Source organism: Bacillus cereus group sp. Bc031 (assembly GCF_027716265.1).
In the GTDB taxonomy this organism is placed as follows: domain Bacteria; phylum Bacillota; class Bacilli; order Bacillales; family Bacillaceae_G; genus Bacillus_A; species Bacillus_A paranthracis.
On the sequence record NZ_JAQFUL010000026.1, the window covers coordinates 1 to 21,706 of the forward strand.

Here is a 21,706-nt window from a genome sequence, read left to right on the forward strand (position 1 = left end):
AAAGTACATTACGTGTTTTTTAGTTTGTTTGAACGAAAGTTCATTTTGTTTTCGTTCTTAAGTTGATGGGCATGGGGTGTCTCAGGTGTTATCGGACCATTAGTCGGCGGATTTTTAGTTGATTCTCTTTCTTGGCGTTATATTTTCTTCTTAAACGTTCCATTTGGAATTATCGCTTGCTTAATGATTGCCATTTACTACAAAGAATCTATTAAGCCTGCTAAGCACCATATCGACTATCTTGGTGCAACAGTATTCTCATTAAGTACGATTGCTCTACTATACGCATTATTAACAGGTAGCAGTAAGCAAAACTGGGGAGATATAACAATTATCGGCCTATTAATCTTCGCCGTCGTTTCATTCATTATTTTCTTATTCATCGAGAAAAAATCTCCGGAACCATTAATTCCGCTAGCACTTTTCTCTAACCGTACATTATCTACGATTAATATATTAACGCTTATCGCTGGCGCAATGATTATTAGTATTACAATGTACCTTCCAATTTGGAGCCAAGGTGTATTAGGAAAAAATGCAACAGAAGCCGGACTTATTTTAATGCCAATCCCTGTTATGTGGACATTTGGAGCTATTTTCTCTGGTAACTTAGTAGGAAAATTAAAAACGAAACAAATCATTTTACTTGGGGCTAGCATTTTATCAGTCGCTACGTTCTTATTATTTACATTATCAACACATTCACCATCGTTCCTTATTTATGTGGCAGTCGGATTATTCGGCTTAGGAATGGGGCTTGTGACACCGATTTACATGGTAACAATTCAAGCTGCCGTACCAGCTCAAACACGCGGGACAGCAGTAGGTTTAAACACATTTATCAATACATTTAGCCAAACATTAGGTGCGGCAGTATTTGGCACAATCTTCAATACGATGATTCACGCACGTGGTATTAAAAACCTTGACCTTGTATCTGGCGGACACGGCGGAACTACAGCAAACGTAGTAAGCGAATCTCAATCCGCATTAGCATCAAGTGTACACGTCATTTATATGAGCACTTTCGTATTAGCAGTATGTACATTAATTATCGCTTGGCTTTTATTAAAGCCCGCTACACAAACGAGTGAGCAATAAGAAAGAGGATGACCAAAATGGTCATCCTCTTTTACTCTTCATTCTCCACAATATGTTTCAGCATGGACAATTTATTATCCCAAAAACGTTCATAATACGAGAGCCACTGTTGTAATTCCTCTAATGGTTCTGGATGCAAGCGATATATCTTCTCTCTTCCGCTCTTTCTTCCGCTTACTAAATTCGCTTCCGAAAGAATATGAAGATGCTTTACAACCGCGGTACGACTCATCGGAAAATGATCCGTTATTTTGGAAATCGGTAACTCTTTATCACTTAATAATCGTATTACTTCTCGGCGGGTTGGATCAGCAATTGCTTGAAACACATCATATTTCGCTGCTGATGAGGACACTTAGCCTTCGACAACCTTTTTCAGTTTTTCATTTACAATCGCTACCCAGCCTCCGCTCATTCTGTCGCGAATAATAGAGCTCTTCGCATTCGCTTTCGGAAGAATTTCATCAGGGTGTTTCCAGCCGCCGTGAATTAACGTAAATTCTGTTTTATTATCTCCTAGGTCTTTCAGATGAAATGAAACAACCCAGCCATCTGTATCCCATGAAAAAGATAGATGATTTGGCTCATCGATTTCTAATACTTTACATGGTGATGGTCCAAATGGTGATTGTATATGAAATTCATGTCCTACCTCTAATACGAAATCATTTGGCATAAACCATGAGGCAATCCCTTCTGCAGTTGATACTACATTCCACACCTTTTGAATAGGCGCGTTAAAAACGATCGTTTGTTTAATGTCAGTTAATGTATTTTGTTGTTCCATTTCCATTCTCCTTTATTCGGCAATCAAATATAACACCTTTTGGTTACACTTCGATAATATAATACCTTTTAGTTTCATGTCAACGCTAACGCTTTTTTACTGTTGAGAAATTCTCAACATTTTTTCAACAGGACAAACACCCTCCGAACATTTCCTCATAATATACTCACAAAGGCAACAAAAAATAAAAACTTCTCTCAACATGAAACTCCATCATTCATCTTGGAAGAAGCGCCTTACGTATATCATGCGTATTTCGTCTCTCCTCCTTCCCTCAGGGACACTACGCGAGATATGAAAAATCAGAAGGAATATGCCCACCATTTGAGTAGGTAGTTATTTCTCTTCTCCTCAACATTTCCTTAGGAGCGAAATGACTACCGACTCACTTTTTTCAAACAAAAATAAAAAGGGGTTGAACGCTATGTTCTATTGCATTAACTGCTCTGATATTCACCATGAAAAACATCCGAATGATAAAGTATTCAAAAACGGTTTTTATATTGATCCATTTTTAGGTGATCGTTATCACCTTGGTATGTGTAAAGATGCCCAAAATCATGAGACAGGGGAGCCTCTTTTAACGACAAAGAAATTAGGCGCAACCCAATCTATTATGAACGTATTACCGACACATGTTGTCCCAACATAAAGCATAAAAAAGAGCTGGCTCATCCAGCTCTTTTTTATGCTTTATAAACGATCATTGCTGAAAAACAATAAATTTGGTTTTCGTCATCGTTAATAGAAACACCGACTTGGTACTTAATGTCTACAAAGTTACTATCATCAATCTTTTTCAAAAAAACATTTACAGCGTCTTCTAAGTCTTTTTCGTGACTTTCATCAAACACTTTTACACGAATCATGTTAACACCATCCTAGATCGCAGCCCTCCGCCGCTTGATTATTGCCACGGTGCGTATCTATGATGCGATAAAACTTTCCGTCTTCATATATATATCCGTCTTCTAACACATATTGTTTACCTTCAGTATAGACATAAAACTTACCTATCATAAATTTACTCGTATACAATTCCAAATAATCTGGTCTAAATTTAGCTACCACTTTATTTGTAATATCAATTTTTATTGTGCGCCCCACCTTCTCTCCCTCCTTTGCAAAGAACGGATTTAGGTATATTGTATTAGCGATTTTACATTTTATGCTTAAAAATAAGTGGATATGCCTCCTTTCTCCACCTGTACTATTTTTCTAAAAAAATCATCCATAAATAAAAGTAAAAAAAATATATATAAAAAGAGCTTTTACTTATTGACTCAAATGTAATTATTATGGTATTATATAAAATTTGACATTTACATTTACATTTACTTATGCTATCATTAAAGATGGTTACCACATATGGAGGTGGATGATTTGTTTCAAATTGGTGATAAAATCGTTTATCCAATGAACGGCGCAGGAGTCATCGAAGCCATTGAAGAGAAAGAAATATTAGGAACAATACGTCAATATTGTGTAATACGTATCATTAGTAAGGATATGCAAGTAATGCTTCCGATGGATCAATTACAAAAATCAGGTATTCGTTATATCGTAGATAAAGGTACGTTAGATGATATACTTCTTGAATTTCAAAACGGGGAATCAGATACATCACTTTCCTGGAAACAAAGATATACAATGAATATGGAAAAAATGAAAAACGGCAATCTGCAAGATAGTGCAGAAGTTGTTCGGGATTTACTTCGCCGCAATAAAGAGAGAGCTTTAAATGCGAGCGAAAAACAAATGCTAGATAATGCCCGAAAAATGATGATTAGTGAAGTTGCACTCGTACAAAATGTTTCTGAACATCAAGCAACAGAATATCTTCAAGATACAATTAATCACTAAATTTAAAATAGCTGGCCGCTATTTTTTTTTGTAAAAAAGGACGAAGAGTTTTATCTCTTCGTCCTTTTCTATTACCCTCGCCCAGCTTGAAACGATGGGTATAACGTCATTCCACCATCTGCAAATAGCGTAATTCCAGTTACATAACTCGCCTCTGAGGAAGCGAGCCACGTTGCGACTGCTGCAATTTCTTCCGGTTTTCCAATGTAGCCCATCGGTATCATACTTTCTACGTCAGCACGTTTTTTAGGATCAGCAAACTTTTCTGCATTGATCGGCGTATTAATTGCACCTGGCCCTATATTATTTACTCGAATACCTTTTGGTGCATATTCCATCGCTAACGTTTCTGTCATTAGTTTCATACCGCCCTTACTAGCTGCATAATGCACGAATAGCGGCCACGGAATTTTCTCATGAACACTCGACATGTTAATGACAGATCCTTTAATATCGTGTTCTACAAAATATTTAATCGCTTCACGGCTTCCTAAAAAAGCACCAGTTAAATTTGTGTTAATTACCCTATTCCAATCTTCAAGCGGCATTTCATGCGATGGTACCGCATTTTCTATCCCTGCATTATTAATCATAACGTCAAGCGTACCAAACTCTTTTACAGCAGATTGAATGAGATTCGCCACATCTGATTCGACCGTCACATCACCTTTTACAGCAATCGCTTCTCCGCCTACCTTTTTAATTTCTTCTAACACATCATTCGCTTCTGACTCCCGTGAGCGATAGTTAATCACTACCTTTGCTTTCTCCGCAGCAAACCTTACTCCCATTGCTCTTCCAAGACCACTTGCTGATCCTGTAATAACGACAACCTTTCCTTCTAAATCACTATACATTTCCATACCTCCTTTAACTTTTTGCTATACCTAACATAATTCCGGCTGCAATAATAAAAATGATACCGACAACAATCCCTGTTAATTGACGTTTCGTTTTTCTTTCACCTAATATAAGAATCCCACCAAGTGTCGAAATAATAATTCCCATTTGCGATAACGAGAAACTTGTTGCCACTCCAACACGCGGCTGTGAAATGAATAAAAACATATTTCCAGCTGCCCAAATTAATCCTGGAATAATATTTCGTATTGCATATTTATTAAATGGATGATGTTTAAACGTAAGCAAAATCCCCCCTAACACCATACCAACTGCTTGTGGCAACAAAGCTGACCAACCATCTACTTTAAATAGTCTAATCACTACTACATAAACTAAATAGCCGACTGTTGAAATCAATAAAATGATAATGCCTTTTTTAAAATTCCCCGCTTGCTCTGCACTCTTTTCTTCTTCACTTTGAAGCGATGTTAAAATAACACCGATAATAATACAAACGAGGGCCAAAACACCAAGGACAACTGATATTGTCGTGGACCACTCATGAAATACGATGACTCCAAATAAAGTTGTCGCAACTAATTGAAGTCCTGTTGAAATCGGCATCGTCCTTGAAACGCCCATTAAATCAATACTTTTTAATTGATTCGCCTGACCGAGCGCCCAAAATAAACCTGACACAATACCAACTCCGATAACAGTAGGAGTCAATACTGGTTTCATAAAAATATAAACAACAATCGAGAAAATAAGCGCGCCAAACGTTGTACCGAGCGTTTGACTATAAGGCCCCCCTCCCAGTTTTACGTTAAATAGCACAATACTTCCCCAAAATATAGCTGGTAAAATCGCTAAAAATATATCCATCGCTCATTACCTTTCTTTACTAAATGTCATAGGTTATCACTCTGAATCAGTAGAGTGAGCTTTTATTTTTTCTTTTTCCCTTTCACAAATCTTTTCTGCAATAGCACCAGAAACATTCTTTTCTCGCTCCACTTTCTTTATCCTTACGTGATCTAAATAATCTTCCAAAGTAAGCGTAACTTTATCATTTGGCGGATTATGTGCTCCTTGAAATGTAAGAAATTGTAGCGTCACTTCATATCTAGGAACGAACTCACCATTCTTGCCGAGACGCTTTATATTGATAACTGAAGCACATTCATATTGGTCTTCTGTCACTTGTCTTATCACAGAATAATATCGATTTAATAATGCACTTTCTAAAAGTTGTTCATTCGATTCTTTTGCCAAAGAATAACTTGGCAAAAAGGAAAAGATAGAACATATCATTGTTAGCATTACACATAATTTTTTCATAACGCCCTCCTTGTTCTATACGTTAGTGTTCTCAAAAACGCCATAAAAAAACGACTTTCCCTATATAGGAAAGTCGTTTTAATGAATCCAATATTAACCACCGCTCACTGGTGGGATTAGTGCAACAACATCACCAGATTGAATTGTATCATCTTCATTTGCATATTCTTCATTAATCGCAACCATAATTGGTTCTGTGACTGGTACATTATATTCTTTTGCAATAACATCTTTTAACTCTGCAACCGTAATACTTTCTTTCTCTATTTGTAATTCACTTCTTCCTGCTTCTTCTTGCAAGTTCGCAAATAACAATACTCGAATCATACTTATAGCTCCTTCCCAGGCTCTCCCGCCGGATATGGCGTTTTTTCTAATTGATCGCCAATCCAAGAGTCTCCATCTTCCCAAAACTCCTTTTTCCAAATTGGAACAATTTGTTTTATGCGTTCCATAATGTATTCATTTGCTTCATAAGCCGCTTTACGATGCGGCGTTGAAACAGCCACAACAACCGCAATATCAGAAATTTGCAGTGTACCGATGCGATGTGTAATCGCAACGTGTGTACCTGGCCACTTCTCTTTCACTTCTGATCCGATTTTCTCTAGCATCTTTTCTGCCATCGTTTTATAAGCGACATATTCTAAGTATAATGTACGACGCCCTTTCGTAAACTCTCTAACCGTTCCAATAAATGTTGTAACAGCACCACATTCGCGGCGAATAACCTTATTCGCTACTTCTTCAATTGAAATTTCTGTATCAATTACTTCATAATACGTATTTTTCATTTCGCACTCCTTACCGTTTGTAAAAACCAGTCTATGTACAATTTTTCTTCTGTTATATGAAATACTTTATATTCTTCTCGTAAGTTTGCAGGAGCATCATACCACGTAATAACTGCTACTATATTTTCTACTTTATGTAAAAGTTCAACGTCTTCCGCAGAACGAAGTAACACCACTTTTGGATAGCTCTCTTTTTTATAGCCCTCAATTAAAATTGTATCCACTTCAAAAAACTCGTATAAACGGATAATTTCTTGCAAGGACCATTCCTCTCTTAATGATGACAATGAAAGTAACCCAGCACCTTCTACACTACTTACGACAGCACCGGCCTTTCTATGCCTTTCACTATCTTTTTGCGCTACTTCTGGAAACCCTCCATGCCCGTGATGTTTAATCGTAGCAACTTTCATTTCGCTTTCAGTTAATACATGTACAATTTTCTCAACAAGTGTTGTTTTCCCGCTATTTTGATACCCTACTATTTGTAAGATTGAAGGGGCTTTGCCCATGGCCAATCACATCCCTCAGCGTGCTCTAACAATAATACAGACACTTTCATCCCTGCCTCAAAGCCTCTCGTTCCTCCAGGCAACACAATAAAAGCATTCGCATCTGCAAGTGAAGATACCGCACTCGATTTATCTAAACCGACCGGCATCGCTTGTAATGCCCCGTCCACAATTGTCACCTTTGCTCTTACAAAACGAGTAAACGGATTCGGCTTTGGAAAATCTTTTTGTAAAATAGCATCTGCTCTATATACGTGAGGTTGTTTCGCATTCAAATATGTTTTTATAACTGGATGCACAAATAGCTCAAATCCTACGTAACAAGCTGACGGATTCCCTGATAAACCGAAAAGTAACTTTCCATCAACTTCAGCTACAGTCGTTACACTTCCTGGTCTCATCGCTATTTTATTGAAGAGTACATTCGCTTGTAATCTTTCATAAATAGCCGGCAAGTAGTCATAATCTCCTACCGACACACCGCCTGTCGTAATTAAAATATCAACTTCATCCATCGCTGATTGAACAGCTGTAAAACATGCATCTAACTCGTCGGCAAGTTGGCCATAATATCGGACTTTACCTCCAGCTTTCATAATTTGAGCAGCAATCATATAAGAGTTACTATTTCTAATTTTCCCCGGTTGTAACGACTCATGTACTTCTAACAATTCACTTCCTGTCGTCACAATACCAACAACAGGCTGTTTTACAACTTTCACAGTACTATATCCAAACGTCGCTAATAAGGCCGCAACACCTGGATTAATTGCAACACCTTTCTGAACGAGAACTTGATTTTGTTTTATATCTTCCCCTTTAAATGACACATTGTCGCCACTATGAAAAGGACGCTTTAACTTCATATATGTTTTTCCGTTCTTCTCAAAGCCTTCCGTCAGTTCTAGCATTACAACTGCATTACAATCCGCTGGAATAGCTGCTCCTGTCATAATACGAACCGCCTGAAAAGATCCTACTGTATCTAGAAAAACAGACCCCGCTCCGATTTCTCCTATTACTTCAAACTCAATTGCATTCTCTTGATTTGCTTCTTTCGTATCTTCCGCTCGAATTGCGAAACCATCGTAAGGAGAACGATCAAAATGAGGAACGTCATGATCAGAGACAACATCCTCCCCAAGAATTCTCCCGTAACTTTCCGTAATAGAAACTTCTTCTACTTCACCAATTTTCGCATATTCCATTACTCTCTCTACTGCCTCAGCAACTTGAATCGGAATTCGTTTTTCTACCATCGTTTCTCACCCCATATTTGCAATTTTTTTTATCTCGATTAAACTTTATATATTAAATAGAAATTACTTCAAGGAGGAATTCCATGTCTTCATTCACACACTTTAATGACCAAGGACGCGCGAAAATGGTTGATATAAGCGACAAAAAAGCAACCGTTCGAACAGCAATTGCGCGCTCTAGCATTGTCGTTACGAAAGAAATTTACGATAAAATCTCTCATAATGAAATCGGGAAAGGTGACGTATTAGCAGTTGCACAAATCGCTGGTATTATGGCTGCAAAACGCACTTCTGATATTATCCCAATGTGTCATCCTTTATTATTAAAAGGTGTTGACGTTTCTTTCGATTGGAAACAATCCGATGAACAATATCGATTACTGATTGAAGTAAAAGTTAAAACAGAAGGTAGCACCGGTGTTGAGATGGAAGCTTTAACAGCTGCTTCCGCTACCGCTCTTACCGTGTACGATATGTGTAAAGCTGTTGATAAAGGTATGATTATCGGCGAAACGTACTTACTTGAAAAAACAGGTGGAAAAAGTGGAGATTATGCGAGAAAGTCTTAACCTTCTCCCTGTTGAACCTAAAGGACTTCCCTTTAGGTTCAACCTATGTATCTTGTATATAAACGTTTTGCTACATTTATATCATTCGTCCCATGAATAAAAGCTCTGCCATCTGTAAATAAAACAAAACGAAATTCCTCTACCAGAAACGATACTAAATACGGAGTAGCCTTTACATCCACACTTCTTTGTAAGCGCTTTTTAATTTCTTCTAAATTAAATTCATTCCGCACACCTGGACGGATTTGTACTGTATTTCGTCCACATAACACTTCTGTTTTCGTTTGTGCTTCAAATGTTAAACTCGGATATGTACGTAATCTTCCGCAAGATAAACACGTTTCTTTTTTCTGTCTATTCACTTTAAATGCCATCTGTTGATTATTCCAAAGATCAAACGATAACATCGTTTCGCGAAGCGCCCCATAGTCTTCTACTAATATTTTCAACGCTTCTGTTATTTGATGCGCAACTACTAATTGCACCGCCGGCTGTATAATACCAGCCGTATCACATGTTGCTCCGCTTGCTGGATGCTCCATTAAACAGCGGAAACACGGTGTTTTTCCTGGTACAATTGTATACGTTACTCCGTAACTTCCGACACAACCACCATATATCCATGGAATATTATACTTTTGTGAAATATCATTAATAAGAAGACGCGTTTCAAAATTATCTGTCGCATCTAATATTAAATCTACACCCTTCACTAACTCTTCCATTTCCTGCACTGTTACATCAGTCACAACCGGATTTATTTCCACCTCAGAATTAATCGCTTTTAAATGCTCTGCCGCTGCTACCGCCTTCGGTTTATACTGCTTTGCATCTTCTTCTGTATATAATTGTTGCCTTTGTAAATTACTCCACTCTACATAATCACGATCCGCAATTGTTACTTTTCCAACACCTGCTCTAACAATCGCTTCTGCATTTGCTGCACCAAGAGCTCCAGCACCAATAATAAGCACATGCTTCTCTCTAATTTTTCTCTGTCCTTCTTCTCCAACACCAGAAAATAATATTTGCCTTGAATATCGCTCCTGCATACGATAGCCTCCCTTCTTATCCTCCTATATAAGACATTTCAATTTTCGGACGATTTTTCGCACTTTCTTCTGTCCGTTCATCCGAATACCTATCTTTTCTATTCATCCATACATCTTGTATAACGCTTACTAACTCCTCATCCGAAAGATTTCCTCTAAGAAGTTCCCTTAGGTCGAGTCCCTCTGTCGCAAATAAGCAAGTATAAAACTTTCCATCTGCTGAAATTCTCGCTCTCGTACAAGAGGAACAAAAGGACTCAGAAACAGAAGTAATAAAACCGACTTCAATATTTGTTCCAACGTAACGATATCGCTTCGCAACTTCACCAAAATAATGCGCTTCAGCTGGCTCAAGCGGATACACGCGATGAATCATCTCAATTAACTCTCGCTTCGTAACAACTTGATCAAAATTCCATCCATTTGTACTACCAACATCCATAAACTCAATAAACCTAAGCGGGATTCCTTGCTCTTTAAAATACGCAGCCATCGGAAGTACTTGATGATCATTCATCCCTTTTTTCACAACCATGTTTACCTTTACATCAAGCCCAGCCTCTTTTGCAGCCATAATTCCCTTTATAACAGGTTTCGTATTAATATTCCGGCCATTAATAGCCTTAAATACATCATCATCTATTGCATCCAAACTAACATTTACTCTATGTAATCCAGCTTCTTTTAATACTTTTGCTTGCTTCGTTAAATGAATTGCATTGGTCGTTAATCCTATATCTAATAGCCCGTCAATTTTCACGAGACGTGCAATAAGTTTTGTTAAATCTTTACGAAGTAGTGGCTCGCCACCAGTAAGTCTAATTTTTCGTACACCAATGCTAACAAATAGTTTTGCCAAACGCTCAATTTCATCAAACGTCAGTAAAAACTCATCTTTCAAAAAAGCATAATCTGGCCCAAACACTTCCGCTGGCATACAATATGTACATCTAAAATTGCAACGATCAATGACAGATATACGCAAATCTTGAAGTGGGCGTCCAAAAAAATCTGTAACCATCTCCTGCATCGCCACCCTCCCTTTCTGCCAAATTTCTTTCTTTTCATTCTATTATAATATATTTTCGAACTGCGATGTTTTTGCTCATGTGAATAAAGTAAAACTTTCCTAATCAATGAGACTACATACAAATAAGGAGATAAAAAACCTTGAAGCATAGAAGCCTCAAGGTTTTCTTCTTATTAACTCAATCTAATAATCGTTAGAGTAGCTCCTGGCGTTGCCGTAGATAATGTAGCTATTGCAACTACTCCAAATAATTGCAAGCTAACAGTGGCTCCAGCAGGCAAGTTAGCAATGATTGTTGCACTAAAGGAACCAGTAGCCACTGTCGGGGCGTTTATCGTTCCTGCAAGCGGACTGCCATTTACAGTTATACGGGAACTTACAAGTAATCCTGCCGTTAGATTAATTGTATAAGCTATATAATAATTCCCTGCACTCGCAACTGTAAATACAGTATTCCCTCCACTGACAGTAATTCCTGGGCCAATATTTTGATTGTTCGGTAATGGTATATTCGTACCACCTAATAAAACGGAAATAGCGGTTCCAGATGTATTATTCGCAAATGCATATGTTGCAGTTGTACTAACTCCTGTCGCACCGGTCGCTCCAGTGGCTCCAGCTCCGGTTGGACCTGTATCTCCAGTTGGACCTTGTGAACCGGTTGCTCCTGTTGCCCCCGTTGGACCTTGAATCCCTTGCGGGCCTTGAATTCCTTGGGGACCTGTCGCTCCGGTTGCTCCTGTTGCTCCCGTTGGACCTTGAATTCCTTGCGGGCCTTGGATTCCCTGTGGGCCTTGTGGGCCGGTCGGACCTATGTCACCTTGCGGACCTTGGATTCCCTGTGGGCCTTGTGCTCCTGTTGCCCCCGTCGCTCCTTGGATTCCTTGAGGACCTTGTGGACCTTGAATTCCTTGTGGGCCGGTTGGACCTATGTCGCCTTGTGGACCTTGAATTCCTTGGGGACCTTGTGCTCCTGTTGCCCCCGTTACTCCTTGGATTCCTTGCGGACCTTGAATACCCTGTGGACCGGTTGGACCTATCTCTCCTTGAACACCTTGGATTCCTTGCGGCCCCTGTAAACCCGTCACTCCGGTTGCTCCCGTTTCTCCTGTCGCTCCGGTCACTCCAGTTGAGCCTGTCGCCCCGGTATCTCCTGTTACTCCTGTCGCACCTGTTGCTCCTGTCGGGCCAGGTGGTCCACCTGATGGACCTGTCACTCCTGCTGGACCTGATGGCCCCGTTGGGCCGGTCGGTCCGGCAGGTCCTCCTGACGGACCTGTCACCCCTGTTGGACCGGTTACCCCTGTTGGACCAATCGCCCCTTGTATTCCTTGCACTCCTTGAGGACCCTCTGGACCGGTTGCTCCTATTTCCCCTTGTATCCCTTGAATTCCAGTTGCTCCTTGTACTCCTGTTGCTCCCGTTATCCCTTGCACACCTTGTATTCCCTGAATTCCTTGTGGACCTTGTGGGCCTGTTGCTCCTTGCACTCCTTGAATGCCTTGTATCCCCTGGGGACCCTCTGGACCCGTTGCTCCAACTGGCCCTGGCACACCTTGTATTCCTTGCGGGCCCTGCAGTCCCTCTGGGCCTTCTGGACCTGTTGGTCCTATATCACCCATCGCACCTTGTATCCCTTGAACTCCCTGTGGTCCTGTTGCTCCTGATGGCCCTGGTACTCCTTGTATTCCTTGTGGGCCTTGATCTCCGGTTGCTCCTGTTACACCTTGAGGCCCTATAACCCCCTGTATACCTTGTGGACCTTGATCTCCTGTTGCTCCCGTTATCCCTTGAATACCTTGAACTCCTTGAATTCCTTGTTCACCAGTTACTCCCGTCGGACCAGGAATACCTTGAATACCCTGCGGACCTTCTGGACCTGTTGGCCCAATTGGTCCTTGAATCCCTTGTATTCCTTGCAAGCCCTGTGCTCCTGTGCTTCCAGTCGGTCCTGTAGTTCCCGTTGCTCCTGTTATCCCTGTATTTCCTGTTGCTCCTGTATTTCCTGTTGCTCCAGTCGCCCCTGTACTTCCACTCGGTCCGCCCCCCGGACCTGTTGCTCCAGTCGGACCGGTTGGACCTGGAGGTCCTCCTGATGGTCCAGTTATCCCTGTTGGGCCTGTTATCCCAGTTGGACCTGTTATCCCCTCACCAGTCGCTCCAGTTGCCCCTGTATTTCCACTCGGTCCTTGTGGACCTTGTATCCCTTGCACTCCTTGTATCCCTTGTGAACCTGTTGCTCCTGGTAATCCTTGAACTCCTTGAATTCCTTGTGGACCCTCAGGTCCCGTCGCTCCAATTGGTCCCTGTAATCCCTGTATCCCTTGTATACCTTGTGCCCCAGTCGCTCCCGTTGGACCAATCGGACCTTGTAACCCTTGCACACCTTGAGGTCCTGTCGCTCCAGTTTCTCCTTGTGGTCCTCTCAACCCTTGTGGCCCCTGCTGTCCTTCTGGACCCGTTGCGCCTATTGGTCCAACGGGTCCTTGAATTCCCTCCACGCCTTGAGGTCCTGTCGGGCCCATCTCCCCCATCGGACCTTGAAACCCTCTCGGTCCTTGTGGGCCAGTCGGGCCTCGTGGACCGGTTGGACCAGTAATCCCTATACCTGTAAATCCAGTTGGAACAGGGGGGGAAGGTAGGCCCAATAAGATTTGGTGAAATTCTGAAATTAGAATTTAATGAATTTTGTTTATCGCGCTCTCTCACACTTTCACCACCTACACACCATCTATTTTTACATTAAACAAACCTCTTCTTAATATGTATTTACAAAAATAATCTCAAAGACTATTTTTATTTTAAATAATAAAAACTCCCTTAATTCCTTAAGGGAGTCCAGCAACTGAATCCATATTATCTGTATTAGGGACAGCTTGTGCTATACCCGATGCATTTACACTTTGCCCCATATTTGTTCCTGTTACAGTACCAGCAGGAGTGCCTCTTGTATATGTTGTCGTCACCGAATCACCCGGCTGTAAACAAAGCTTCGTCTCCGTCCCTATTACTGTAACAACATCAATCCAAGTGCATCCCATTGAACCACTGTACGATTTCGAAGCAGTAAATGAAGTATCACTCAAATTATCACCTGTAAATATATTCCCAGTATTATTCACAATAACAAACTCTTTTATATGAGCAGGCATAATTACACTCTACCTTTCTTCTATGAGCCTAATGTACGTGTACTCGTTGCTAATGGCGGAAGAAACACCGATGTTCTAATGACCGCTTCTGGCTGTCTTTTCCCATTTAAAAAAATAGCCGCACTCGATCCTCCAGCACCTGCATACACTTTCGCTACAGCTAAAGGTGAGATATCATAACAATCGCCGACATTAACAGCCCCTGTATTATTTATAATTTTTACTTTCCGTAAGTTAATCCCCATTTACCTATCCCCCTTTTGTACACTGTATGCAAAAGAAAAAAACTTGAAACAGACTCGTTTCAAGTTTTTTAAACTACTTATTTGATTTCGCCTTCATATTGAAGCATACCGCCAACCATGTTCACTGTTTTAAAGCCTTGCTCATTTAAATAATGGCATACATTTTCACTGCGCATTCCCGAGCGACAAATAAAGATATATTCATTCTCTTTATCAAAGAAATCTACTTTATTTGGGATATCCCCCATTTTAATATGTACAGCTTCTGGAATTTTCCCTGTTGCTACTTCTTCATCTTCTCTTACGTCTACTAAAAATAACGTTTCTCCGTTTTCTAAACGCTCTTGTACTTCTTCTGTAGTAATTGTTTTCACTTCTGTCATATTTCGTTCCTCCTTATATACAATAAAACCTTTAATCTCTTCTTTAAACAATCATTTCTCATCAATTTTAGCACGCGAAAGAAAGAACGCAAAGAACGGAGAATTTATTTCTCAATTTTCTCGTAAAACTTATCCTTTACAAACATAACTCGTGCATTGTATCCTCAATATACTTGTTTTATGAAGGGAGTCGATTAAAATAACACTTTTTCTTTTCATTATGAGCATTGTGTTCTTACTCGCTGCAATTATTGCACTTAGTATGAAAAATAATAAAAAGATAAAATCACCACAAGAAATGTCATTCTTATTTCTATTACTTAGTATTGCATTCTTCGGTATAGCAATTGCCACATATATTTTCCGCCTACAAATCATGTAAAAAAAGGTGCCTACTACATACATTGCACCTTTTTCACATCATTTATTTTCTACACAAAACTAGATACTTTCCGATTTAAAAACTCATACACTTTCTTTTCAAATAAATGAATATCAAATACTCCCGCCATATGCCCATTTATACTTTCTATCTCATATACTTCTGCATACTTCCCTTGTTTTTGCAATAGGTCTACCATTTTATAATTATAACGTGACGGCTGAAGCAAATCTTGTTTACACGGAATCATAAGTACATTTGCTTCTATATTAGACAGTGCGTCTTCTAAAGACGAAAATCCATGTGCAATATCATGTAATAAAACTGCTTTCGCAGTGTACATCCACGAATTTGCATCTACTAACTCTATACTTCTATATGTCAATTTATTTATCTCTTTCTCAAATGATGTTAATGAAGAAACCTTTTCATACGGTTCTACTTCTATACTATTACGAGGGAAGGTTGTTTCATAAAAATGCTCATCAAACGCGTTCATAAACATCATTCTATTTGCTAACTGAAGCCCCTTCATTGGCTGCTCTTCTCCATATTTCCCGCCCTTCCAACTTGGATCCAGCCGGATAGCCTCAATTGCATTTTGCGCTACATTTACCGACGTAATAATTGGATTTTGCGGGTTCGTAATAACACCAATCATCCGCTCTACCATATGAGGATAATGAACAGCCCATTGCTGCGCAATCATCCCGCCAGCTGACGGTCCCATTACAGCATGTAGCCTTGCGATTCCCATATCTTTTATTAACTCATATTGCATACGAGCTACATGAAGAAATGTAAAAACCGGAAAGTCCATCGCATATTCATCTCCAGTTTTCGGATTAATCGATTTCGGTCCCGTTGTAATTACATAAGGGTTCTTCACCTGCACATTACAAAGATTATCAGTGCATATAACAAAGTATTTATTTGTATCAATTGCTTTTCCCGGTCCAATTAAACCATCCCACCAGCCAGACTCCTCATCATGCGCTGTATATTTTCCTGCCGCGTGACTAGTTGCACTAAAATAATGACAAACCAAAATCGTATTTGACCTTTCTCTATTTAAAGTACCATAAGTCTCATACCCCATTTGAACAGGAATTGTCCTACCATTTTCAAATGTAAACTCCTTTAAAATAAATTTCTCCTTTTTTACAATTTGCACAGACTCGCCCTCTTCTCGTCATAGTATGTACTGCTTACTAAAGGATTTTTTCTATGCAAACCCATCTCCTCCTTCTTTTCATAAATAAATGAATAATATACAAAATTAGCCACAAAATAGCACTATATTACACAATCAAAGAGGGCATACATATGATTTGGAATTGGCTACGTAAGAAAAAAAAATCAAATACAACAGAGAAAAACGAAACAGATAATTCGGAGCAAAAACCTAACAATCAAGAGGACGACAACAAAGAACAGACTAGAAGTACGAAACATAATAAAGGTAACAATAGCGAGCAAAAAAAAGAGGAACACAAGGAATCTTCTCAAGATAAGCAGCAAAATCAATCGAATCAAAATCAGCAACAAAGTGCTAAACAAGATGAATCTTCTCAAGAGCAACAGAAGCATTCTAAACAAGATGACTCCAATCAAGGGCAACAGAAGCATTCTAAGCAAGACGACTCCAATCAAGAGCAACAGAAGCATTCTAAGCAGAACGACTCCGATCAGGGTCAACAGCAACACTCTAAGCAAGACGACTCCAATCAAGAGCAACAGAAGCATTCTAAGCAGAACAACTCCGATCAGGGTCAACAGAAGCATTCTAAGCAAGACGAATCGAATCAAGGGCAACAGAAGCATTCTAAGCAGAACGACTCCGGTCAGGGTCAACAGCAACACTCTAAACAAGACAACTCAAATCAGGATAAGCAACAAAATTCTAAAGGTAATAGTATTTATGATTTTTCGAAACCAGAAAAAGATCGTATTCATTCTTTACAAGATTTAATAGAGAAGCTGAAAAAGTCTAGTGATTTTGTGAATTATCATACATCCGACGACGAAACGATGCCTTATTGGATTTCTTACTATCGTCCTTCGCTTGATGGAGAGAAATTACAAAAATATTTAATGCCCACTCTTTTAGAACGACCTAACGCATCACTAGAAGAGCTGAAGGAACATATTCCGATGAGCGGCATTACAATTACGAACGATTTACAAAAAATTGAGGACATGGTTTTAAAGGGGCATGCGATTGTTCAAGTAAATCAACAAGATCAAAAATGTATGCTCGCAAATATTGCAATTGATAATTATCGTGCACCAACTCCTCCTTTAAATGAATCGACTGTTATTGGTCCGCAAGAAGGTTTTGTAGAAGATATTGATACAAACATAAATTTAGTACGAAAACGTCTTCCTGTTTTAGATTTACAAACAAAAGAGATGATTATCGGTGAGTTTTCCAAAACAAAAGTTGTCATGATGTATTTAGACAACCTTGCTGAAAAAGATAATGTTGATTTTCTAGAGGAGTCTTTACGTGCTCTTGAATATGATCAAATTAATGATAGTGCTTATTTACAAGAATTGATGGGAGAAAAGTCGATTTTCCCTCTCTATATCAATACAGAACGCACTGATAGAGTTACAAAAGCACTAATCGATGGGAAAATCGCTATTTTTGTGGACGGTTCTCCAAGTGTTTTACTAACACCTGTATCCTATTTCGATTTTTTCATTTCACCAGAAGACTACAACGTCTCTTGGCTATACGCTACATTCTCAAGGGTTTTACGTCTTATTTCCGTTTTATTCTCTATATGTGCTACACCGTTATACGTTGCAGTTTTAAATTATCATTATGAACTCATTCCGAGTGATTTACTTGAAACTTTAATTTTATCAAGGGCGCAAGTACCATTCCCGCCTTTAATTGAAGCACTCTTTTTAGAACTCGCAATCGATTTACTGAGAGAAGCTGGGGCAAGGTTACCGATGAAAGTTGGTCAAACGCTCGGTATTGTAGGCGGTATCGTAATCGGACAAGCATCTGTACAAGCTGGTTTAACGAGTAATATTTTATTAATTATCGTTGCCTTATCAGCACTCGCTTCCTTTATTACACCTATTTATAAAATGGGTAATGCGGTTCGATTACTACGTTTCCCGTTTCTCATATTTGCAGAAATAGGAGGACTTTTCGGGATTTCACTTGGATTTATCTTCTTATTTACGCACCTATTTAGACTTACTTCTTTACGCAAGCCGTACGCTTTGTTCTACCCAACAAGACAACAATCTGTTAAAGATTCTTGGATCCGTTTCCCTTTAACAATGATTGATACACGGGATGTACAAGCAAGGCCACAACATGTAAAAAAAGCAGCGAAAGGAATTTCAACAAAACATAGATCAGACTTTGATGATTAAGAAATGAGGTGCATTCGATGAGTAAAGTTCAAGAAAAATATCAAATATCTCCTATCTTCGTTTTCTTCTTAATTCACGGTGCACAGTTCGGTGCTGGCGTTCTCGGCTTCGCTCGAATCATCGCAAAGGCCGCTGGATATGACGGATGGATGGGCGTTGTAATCACAGGACTCTGTATCCATCTCCTTATATGGATGATGTATTTTTTATTAAAAGAAACAAATGGAAATTTAATTGATTTACAAAGGCAAACGTTTGGAAAGTGGATAGGAAATGTCTTTAATATCATCTTTGCAGCTTATTTTTTAATCGTCAGTATTTCGGTTATTCGAACGTATGTTGAAATTATTCAAGTATGGATGTTTCCTACCGCTTCCACCTTTATGTTAACACTCTTTTTGTGCTTAGTTAGCTATTACATTATCTCTTCTGGATTTCGTGTAATTACCGGTATTTGCGTCATCTCTATTGGTGGTACATTAGGATATTTATTTCTAAGTTTATTCGTTTTGAAATACTCACATTAGGATAATTTACCACCTATATTTACACATTCTTTTTCAGACATTTTAAAATCCGCTCAACTGTCAATCTACAGTATGACCGGTTTTGAGATTTACCTCATGGTGTATCCATTTGTGAAAAAGCCTATGCAATCTCATAAATACGCTCAGCTCGGAGCACTATTTTCAAATCTTCTATATCTATTTAGCACCCTTTTAGCCTTTTCTTTTTTTAGTGAAAAACAATTGTTAAAAACGATATGGGCCCAACTTTCTATGACCCAAGTCATTCAATTACCATTTATAGAAAGACTCGAATATATTGCAATTTCAGGCTATGCACTTGTTATTATTTCAAGTTTTATCCTCCCTTTATGGGCGTCAATGAGAGCAACTCACGAAATATTTCGTGTAAAACAACGAGGTATTTTAATTGCTTTTTTCTTTATCACGCTTATTGTTTCACAACTTTTAACAAACAGGCACGATATTAACAATTTTATTAGTAATGCAGCAAAAGTTAGTTTTTGGCTCATTTATGTATACATCCCAATCCTATTTATCATTGTGTGGGTGAAAAGAAAATGGAAAAAATCAAAAGCACAAGCAAATTAATACTTATTTCTTGTATAACATTCTTCAGTCTAACGGGATGTTTACAAAAAAACATTATCGATGATGTACAACTTATTCAAGGAACCGTATTTGACGTTGCAAAAGATAATAAAGTAAAAGTGACATTCGTTTGCCCCATTCAGAAAAAGGGAAATAAAGTTCAAGTTTTTGAAGGAACTGCAAATGCGGTAAAACAAGTAAAAGCAGATACATCGTTAGAATCTTCTCAACCTTTTGCTAGCGGACAAATGCGTGTCGCTCTATATACGATAAGACTTGCTAAAACAGGAATGGCTACTTCATTCGATACATTACTTCGAGATGTGAATATAGGGAACGCTTTATATGCTGCTTTATTAGAGGGGAATGGTACTGAACTTTTAAAAGGCAAATATTCGACTTCATACAACGTTGCAATTTATATAAAAAAATTGCTAGAACATAATATGGAGACCGGTCCTTTACCAACGGATAACCTACATGTAGGAGCATTCCGTTATTATCAAGAAGGACAAGACTACTATATTCCCATTTTAAAGAAGCATGGTGATAAAATAAAAATTACCGGAATTGGTCTTTTTAAAAAGGATAAATATATCGGTAAAATTGCGGAAAAAGATATGTTCATCTTTAAAGAACTATTAGAGAAACATAAATTAGATTCACATGAATTTAAAACGGATTCTGCATACGTAGTGGTTAACAACATTCATTCCATTCCATATTAAGATATAAAGATTAAAAACGGGAAGCCTTCTTTTTTCATTCACGTTCATCTTGATGCACGTATTCAAGAACTATCAAAACAAATTAACTTAGAAAATAATAAAAACACAAAAAACATTGAAAAAGATGTTCAAAAGCAATTAGATAAACAAGCTGCTAAGTTAATTAAGCAGTTTAAATCTTTAAATGTCGATCCCCTCGGGCTAGGAGCAAAATATAAACACCATTATCGTCCATTCAAATTAGAAGAGTGGAGAAAAATGTACAAAGATGTTCCAATTCATATAAAATACACTGTAAATATTACAAATTCTGGTGTAATTGAATGAGAAATGATTGAACTCCTCTTCCCGGCATGATACAACGGAAAGAGGAGTTTTTATTTTAGATAGAGAGAGAAGATGTTTATGGGGGAGCTTATGTCTAAAAAATTAGTAAAGCCTATTTTAAATGGTATTTTATTTCTCGGCGTCTTTTTATTTGCTCATACATACTTAAAAAATGTTTCCTTCACACGTTATTTACTTGTCGTTATACCAATGTTGCTCGTTGGTATGTTTGGCATCGATCTTATTTTATCCATTTTAATTAAGAAAGAAGAATAACAGGCGAGCATCTTATTTTCTATAAGATGTTCTTTTCATTTCATAATCACCTTATGTTACAATGAGATTCGGCACTAAGCGAGAAAGGATGAAACAACATGACAAACGAAAAAGGTTTAGATAAAGGGTACGAACTTGTTGCAAAAATGCATGAAGTATTCGGACATCCCGTAACAAATACTCCAACAAAATTAACAGAAGAACGTGCAAAAATCCGTGCGAGTTTTATGCAAGAAGAGTTAGAAGAATTTCTAGAAGCAACGACTGTTGAAGATCAATATGATGCACTGATTGACCTTATTTACTTTGCATTCGGCACGTTTGCCGAAATGGGCGTACGTCCTGATAAAGGATTCGAAATTGTAAATAACGCAAACATGGCAAAACTATTCCCTGACGGGAAACCTCGATTCCGCGAAGGTGACGGTAAAATTCTAAAACCTGAAGGCTGGCAAGCACCAGAACCACAACTTCGTGCTGAAATCGAACGTCAACGCCAAGAAGCTGAAAAAAACTGCTAGGATTTCCTAGCAGTTTTTTATTAT

General features: G+C 38.6%; 24 protein-coding genes and 4 pseudogenes. 10 read left to right on the forward strand and 18 right to left on the reverse strand.

The features are described 5' to 3' along the window. Positions 1-72: 72 nt before the first annotated feature. Positions 73-1,101: pseudogene (locus tag PDQ33_RS12175) on the forward strand (MFS transporter); the annotation flags it as partial. A gap of 31 nt (positions 1,102-1,132) precedes the next feature. Here PDQ33_RS12175 and PDQ33_RS12180 read toward each other — a convergent pair. Together PDQ33_RS12180 and PDQ33_RS12185 are read right to left on the reverse strand one after the other, a co-directional pair. Beyond that, complete coding sequence (locus tag PDQ33_RS12180; protein ID WP_000098837.1) at positions 1,133-1,456, reverse strand: ArsR/SmtB family transcription factor; 324 nt, start codon at positions 1,454-1,456, stop codon at positions 1,133-1,135. Beyond that, positions 1,457-1,888, reverse strand: a complete 432-nt coding sequence (locus PDQ33_RS12185) for an SRPBCC family protein (protein ID WP_061132027.1) — start codon at positions 1,886-1,888, stop codon at positions 1,457-1,459. 424 nt (positions 1,889-2,312) lie between these two features. Here PDQ33_RS12185 and PDQ33_RS12190 point away from each other — a divergent pair, with 424 nt between their 5' ends. Then, the gene (locus PDQ33_RS12190) at positions 2,313-2,540 is read left to right on the forward strand and encodes a DUF3973 domain-containing protein (protein WP_000498984.1); all 228 of its coding nucleotides are present in this window, start codon (positions 2,313-2,315) and stop codon (positions 2,538-2,540) included. 34 nt (positions 2,541-2,574) lie between these two features. Here PDQ33_RS12190 and PDQ33_RS12195 read toward each other — a convergent pair whose 3' ends face one another. Then, the gene (locus tag PDQ33_RS12195; RefSeq protein ID WP_000621751.1) at positions 2,575-2,757 is read right to left on the reverse strand and encodes a sporulation protein Cse60; all 183 of its coding nucleotides are present in this window, start codon (positions 2,755-2,757) and stop codon (positions 2,575-2,577) included. A 1-nt stretch (position 2,758) separates the two neighbouring features. Then, positions 2,759-2,995 (reverse strand): DUF2553 family protein, encoded by a 237-nt coding sequence (locus PDQ33_RS12200; protein WP_000533800.1) that lies wholly within the window; start codon positions 2,993-2,995, stop codon positions 2,759-2,761. A 261-nt stretch (positions 2,996-3,256) separates the two neighbouring features. Between PDQ33_RS12200 and PDQ33_RS12205 the strand changes: the two genes are divergently transcribed. Further along, complete coding sequence (locus tag PDQ33_RS12205; RefSeq protein ID WP_001998466.1) at positions 3,257-3,751, forward strand: CarD family transcriptional regulator; 495 nt, start codon at positions 3,257-3,259, stop codon at positions 3,749-3,751. 71 nt (positions 3,752-3,822) lie between these two features. Here PDQ33_RS12205 and PDQ33_RS12210 read toward each other — a convergent pair whose 3' ends face one another. The 7 genes from PDQ33_RS12210 to moeA form a co-directional block, all read right to left on the reverse strand. After that, entirely contained in the window at positions 3,823-4,608 is a 786-nt protein-coding gene (locus PDQ33_RS12210; RefSeq protein ID WP_000286685.1) for a glucose 1-dehydrogenase, read from the reverse strand. Between the two features lie 13 nt (positions 4,609-4,621). Further along, positions 4,622-5,479, reverse strand: coding sequence for a glucose uptake protein GlcU (glcU, locus tag PDQ33_RS12215; protein WP_000350853.1), 858 nt, complete (start codon positions 5,477-5,479; stop codon positions 4,622-4,624). 36 nt (positions 5,480-5,515) lie between these two features. Continuing rightward, positions 5,516-5,935 carry a DUF3888 domain-containing protein gene (locus PDQ33_RS12220; RefSeq protein WP_000732111.1) on the reverse strand — a complete coding sequence of 140 codons (420 nt, stop codon included), beginning with the start codon at positions 5,933-5,935 and terminating at the stop codon, positions 5,516-5,518. 93 nt (positions 5,936-6,028) lie between these two features. Further along, the gene (moaD, locus tag PDQ33_RS12225; protein WP_000621789.1) at positions 6,029-6,262 is read right to left on the reverse strand and encodes a molybdopterin converting factor subunit 1; all 234 of its coding nucleotides are present in this window, start codon (positions 6,260-6,262) and stop codon (positions 6,029-6,031) included. Positions 6,263-6,264: 2 nt separating this feature from the next. Beyond that, on the reverse strand, positions 6,265-6,729 hold the full coding sequence (gene moaE / locus PDQ33_RS12230; protein ID WP_000799835.1) for a molybdopterin synthase catalytic subunit MoaE: 465 nt from the start codon (positions 6,727-6,729) through the stop codon (positions 6,265-6,267). Beyond that, a complete protein-coding gene (mobB, locus tag PDQ33_RS12235) occupies positions 6,726-7,241 on the reverse strand; it encodes a molybdopterin-guanine dinucleotide biosynthesis protein B (RefSeq protein ID WP_000513637.1) in 516 nt (171 codons plus the stop codon). The genes moaE and mobB overlap by 4 nt, the downstream gene beginning before the upstream one ends. After that, positions 7,211-8,500 carry a molybdopterin molybdotransferase MoeA gene (gene moeA, locus PDQ33_RS12240; RefSeq protein WP_061132026.1) on the reverse strand — a complete coding sequence of 430 codons (1,290 nt, stop codon included), beginning with the start codon at positions 8,498-8,500 and terminating at the stop codon, positions 7,211-7,213. Before moeA ends, mobB begins: the two co-directional genes overlap by 31 nt. A gap of 83 nt (positions 8,501-8,583) precedes the next feature. Here moeA and moaC point away from each other — a divergent pair, with 83 nt between their 5' ends. Continuing rightward, a complete protein-coding gene (gene moaC, locus PDQ33_RS12245) occupies positions 8,584-9,069 on the forward strand; it encodes a cyclic pyranopterin monophosphate synthase MoaC (RefSeq protein ID WP_046198213.1) in 486 nt (161 codons plus the stop codon). Between the two features lie 38 nt (positions 9,070-9,107). Here the strand turns inward: moaC and PDQ33_RS12250 are convergent, their stop codons facing one another. From PDQ33_RS12250 to PDQ33_RS12275, 6 genes and pseudogenes are all read right to left on the reverse strand, one after another. Then, on the reverse strand, positions 9,108-10,121 hold the full coding sequence (locus PDQ33_RS12250) for a molybdopterin-synthase adenylyltransferase MoeB (RefSeq protein WP_001158102.1): 1,014 nt from the start codon (positions 10,119-10,121) through the stop codon (positions 9,108-9,110). A 16-nt stretch (positions 10,122-10,137) separates the two neighbouring features. Then, positions 10,138-11,151, reverse strand: coding sequence for a GTP 3',8-cyclase MoaA (gene moaA, locus PDQ33_RS12255; protein WP_001157136.1), 1,014 nt, complete (start codon positions 11,149-11,151; stop codon positions 10,138-10,140). Between the two features lie 173 nt (positions 11,152-11,324). Continuing rightward, positions 11,325-13,860, reverse strand: a pseudogene (locus tag PDQ33_RS12260) (BclA C-terminal domain-containing protein). A 119-nt stretch (positions 13,861-13,979) separates the two neighbouring features. Then, a complete protein-coding gene (locus PDQ33_RS12265) occupies positions 13,980-14,303 on the reverse strand; it encodes a hypothetical protein (protein ID WP_001110853.1) in 324 nt (107 codons plus the stop codon). Between the two features lie 20 nt (positions 14,304-14,323). Beyond that, positions 14,324-14,548: a spore germination protein gene (locus PDQ33_RS12270; RefSeq protein WP_000512463.1), complete on the reverse strand. Its 225-nt coding sequence runs from the start codon at positions 14,546-14,548 to the stop codon at positions 14,324-14,326. Positions 14,549-14,625: 77 nt separating this feature from the next. Then, positions 14,626-14,931 (reverse strand): rhodanese-like domain-containing protein, encoded by a 306-nt coding sequence (locus PDQ33_RS12275; protein ID WP_000141219.1) that lies wholly within the window; start codon positions 14,929-14,931, stop codon positions 14,626-14,628. Positions 14,932-15,130: 199 nt separating this feature from the next. On the opposite strand from PDQ33_RS12275, the gene PDQ33_RS12280 reads away from it, so the two are divergent. Then, positions 15,131-15,313: a hypothetical protein gene (locus tag PDQ33_RS12280; protein WP_000171893.1), complete on the forward strand. Its 183-nt coding sequence runs from the start codon at positions 15,131-15,133 to the stop codon at positions 15,311-15,313. 49 nt (positions 15,314-15,362) lie between these two features. Here the strand turns inward: PDQ33_RS12280 and PDQ33_RS12285 are convergent, their stop codons facing one another. Further along, on the reverse strand, positions 15,363-16,487 hold the full coding sequence (locus PDQ33_RS12285; protein ID WP_001167607.1) for an alpha/beta fold hydrolase: 1,125 nt from the start codon (positions 16,485-16,487) through the stop codon (positions 15,363-15,365). Between the two features lie 152 nt (positions 16,488-16,639). Between PDQ33_RS12285 and PDQ33_RS12290 the strand changes: the two genes are divergently transcribed. The 5 genes and pseudogenes from PDQ33_RS12290 to PDQ33_RS12310 all read left to right on the forward strand — a co-directional run bounded on the left by PDQ33_RS12290 (position 16,640) and on the right by PDQ33_RS12310 (position 21,682). Next, entirely contained in the window at positions 16,640-18,712 is a 2,073-nt protein-coding gene (locus tag PDQ33_RS12290; protein ID WP_270755794.1) for a spore germination protein, read from the forward strand. Between the two features lie 17 nt (positions 18,713-18,729). Further along, positions 18,730-19,830 (forward strand): annotated as a pseudogene (locus PDQ33_RS12295) (spore germination protein). Continuing rightward, a pseudogene (locus tag PDQ33_RS12300) lies at positions 19,800-20,885 on the forward strand (Ger(x)C family spore germination protein). The pseudogenes PDQ33_RS12295 and PDQ33_RS12300 overlap by 31 nt, the downstream one beginning before the upstream one ends. Before the next feature lie 90 nt (positions 20,886-20,975). Beyond that, on the forward strand, positions 20,976-21,161 hold the full coding sequence (locus PDQ33_RS12305; RefSeq protein WP_000038783.1) for a hypothetical protein: 186 nt from the start codon (positions 20,976-20,978) through the stop codon (positions 21,159-21,161). A gap of 98 nt (positions 21,162-21,259) precedes the next feature. After that, positions 21,260-21,682 (forward strand): hypothetical protein, encoded by a 423-nt coding sequence (locus PDQ33_RS12310; protein WP_000180554.1) that lies wholly within the window; start codon positions 21,260-21,262, stop codon positions 21,680-21,682. The last annotated feature ends 24 nt before the right edge of the window (positions 21,683-21,706 follow it).

Excerpts from the sequence above, each read along its gene's own strand:
- PDQ33_RS12185 (WP_061132027.1), bottom strand. The coding sequence starts at position 1,888 with ATGGAACAACAAAATACATTAACTGACATTAAACAAACGATCGTTTTT.
- PDQ33_RS12190 (WP_000498984.1), top strand. The coding sequence starts at position 2,313 with ATGTTCTATTGCATTAACTGCTCTGATATTCACCATGAAAAACATCCG.
- PDQ33_RS12195 (WP_000621751.1), bottom strand. The coding sequence starts at position 2,757 with ATGATTCGTGTAAAAGTGTTTGATGAAAGTCACGAAAAAGACTTAGAA.
- PDQ33_RS12205 (WP_001998466.1), top strand. The coding sequence starts at position 3,257 with ATGGAGGTGGATGATTTGTTTCAAATTGGTGATAAAATCGTTTATCCA.
- PDQ33_RS12210 (WP_000286685.1), bottom strand. The coding sequence starts at position 4,608 with ATGTATAGTGATTTAGAAGGAAAGGTTGTCGTTATTACAGGATCAGCA.
- glcU (WP_000350853.1), bottom strand. The coding sequence starts at position 5,479 with ATGGATATATTTTTAGCGATTTTACCAGCTATATTTTGGGGAAGTATT.
- PDQ33_RS12220 (WP_000732111.1), bottom strand. The coding sequence starts at position 5,935 with ATGAAAAAATTATGTGTAATGCTAACAATGATATGTTCTATCTTTTCC.
- moaD (WP_000621789.1), bottom strand. The coding sequence starts at position 6,262 with ATGATTCGAGTATTGTTATTTGCGAACTTGCAAGAAGAAGCAGGAAGA.
- moaE (WP_000799835.1), bottom strand. The coding sequence starts at position 6,729 with ATGAAAAATACGTATTATGAAGTAATTGATACAGAAATTTCAATTGAA.
- mobB (WP_000513637.1), bottom strand. The coding sequence starts at position 7,241 with ATGGGCAAAGCCCCTTCAATCTTACAAATAGTAGGGTATCAAAATAGC.
- moeA (WP_061132026.1), bottom strand. The coding sequence starts at position 8,500 with ATGGTAGAAAAACGAATTCCGATTCAAGTTGCTGAGGCAGTAGAGAGA.
- moaC (WP_046198213.1), top strand. The coding sequence starts at position 8,584 with ATGTCTTCATTCACACACTTTAATGACCAAGGACGCGCGAAAATGGTT.
- PDQ33_RS12250 (WP_001158102.1), bottom strand. The coding sequence starts at position 10,121 with ATGCAGGAGCGATATTCAAGGCAAATATTATTTTCTGGTGTTGGAGAA.
- moaA (WP_001157136.1), bottom strand. The coding sequence starts at position 11,151 with ATGCAGGAGATGGTTACAGATTTTTTTGGACGCCCACTTCAAGATTTG.
- PDQ33_RS12265 (WP_001110853.1), bottom strand. The coding sequence starts at position 14,303 with ATGCCTGCTCATATAAAAGAGTTTGTTATTGTGAATAATACTGGGAAT.
- PDQ33_RS12270 (WP_000512463.1), bottom strand. The coding sequence starts at position 14,548 with ATGGGGATTAACTTACGGAAAGTAAAAATTATAAATAATACAGGGGCT.
- PDQ33_RS12275 (WP_000141219.1), bottom strand. The coding sequence starts at position 14,931 with ATGACAGAAGTGAAAACAATTACTACAGAAGAAGTACAAGAGCGTTTA.
- PDQ33_RS12290 (WP_270755794.1), top strand. The coding sequence starts at position 16,640 with ATGATTTGGAATTGGCTACGTAAGAAAAAAAAATCAAATACAACAGAG.
- PDQ33_RS12305 (WP_000038783.1), top strand. The coding sequence starts at position 20,976 with ATGTCTAAAAAATTAGTAAAGCCTATTTTAAATGGTATTTTATTTCTC.
- PDQ33_RS12310 (WP_000180554.1), top strand. The coding sequence starts at position 21,260 with ATGACAAACGAAAAAGGTTTAGATAAAGGGTACGAACTTGTTGCAAAA.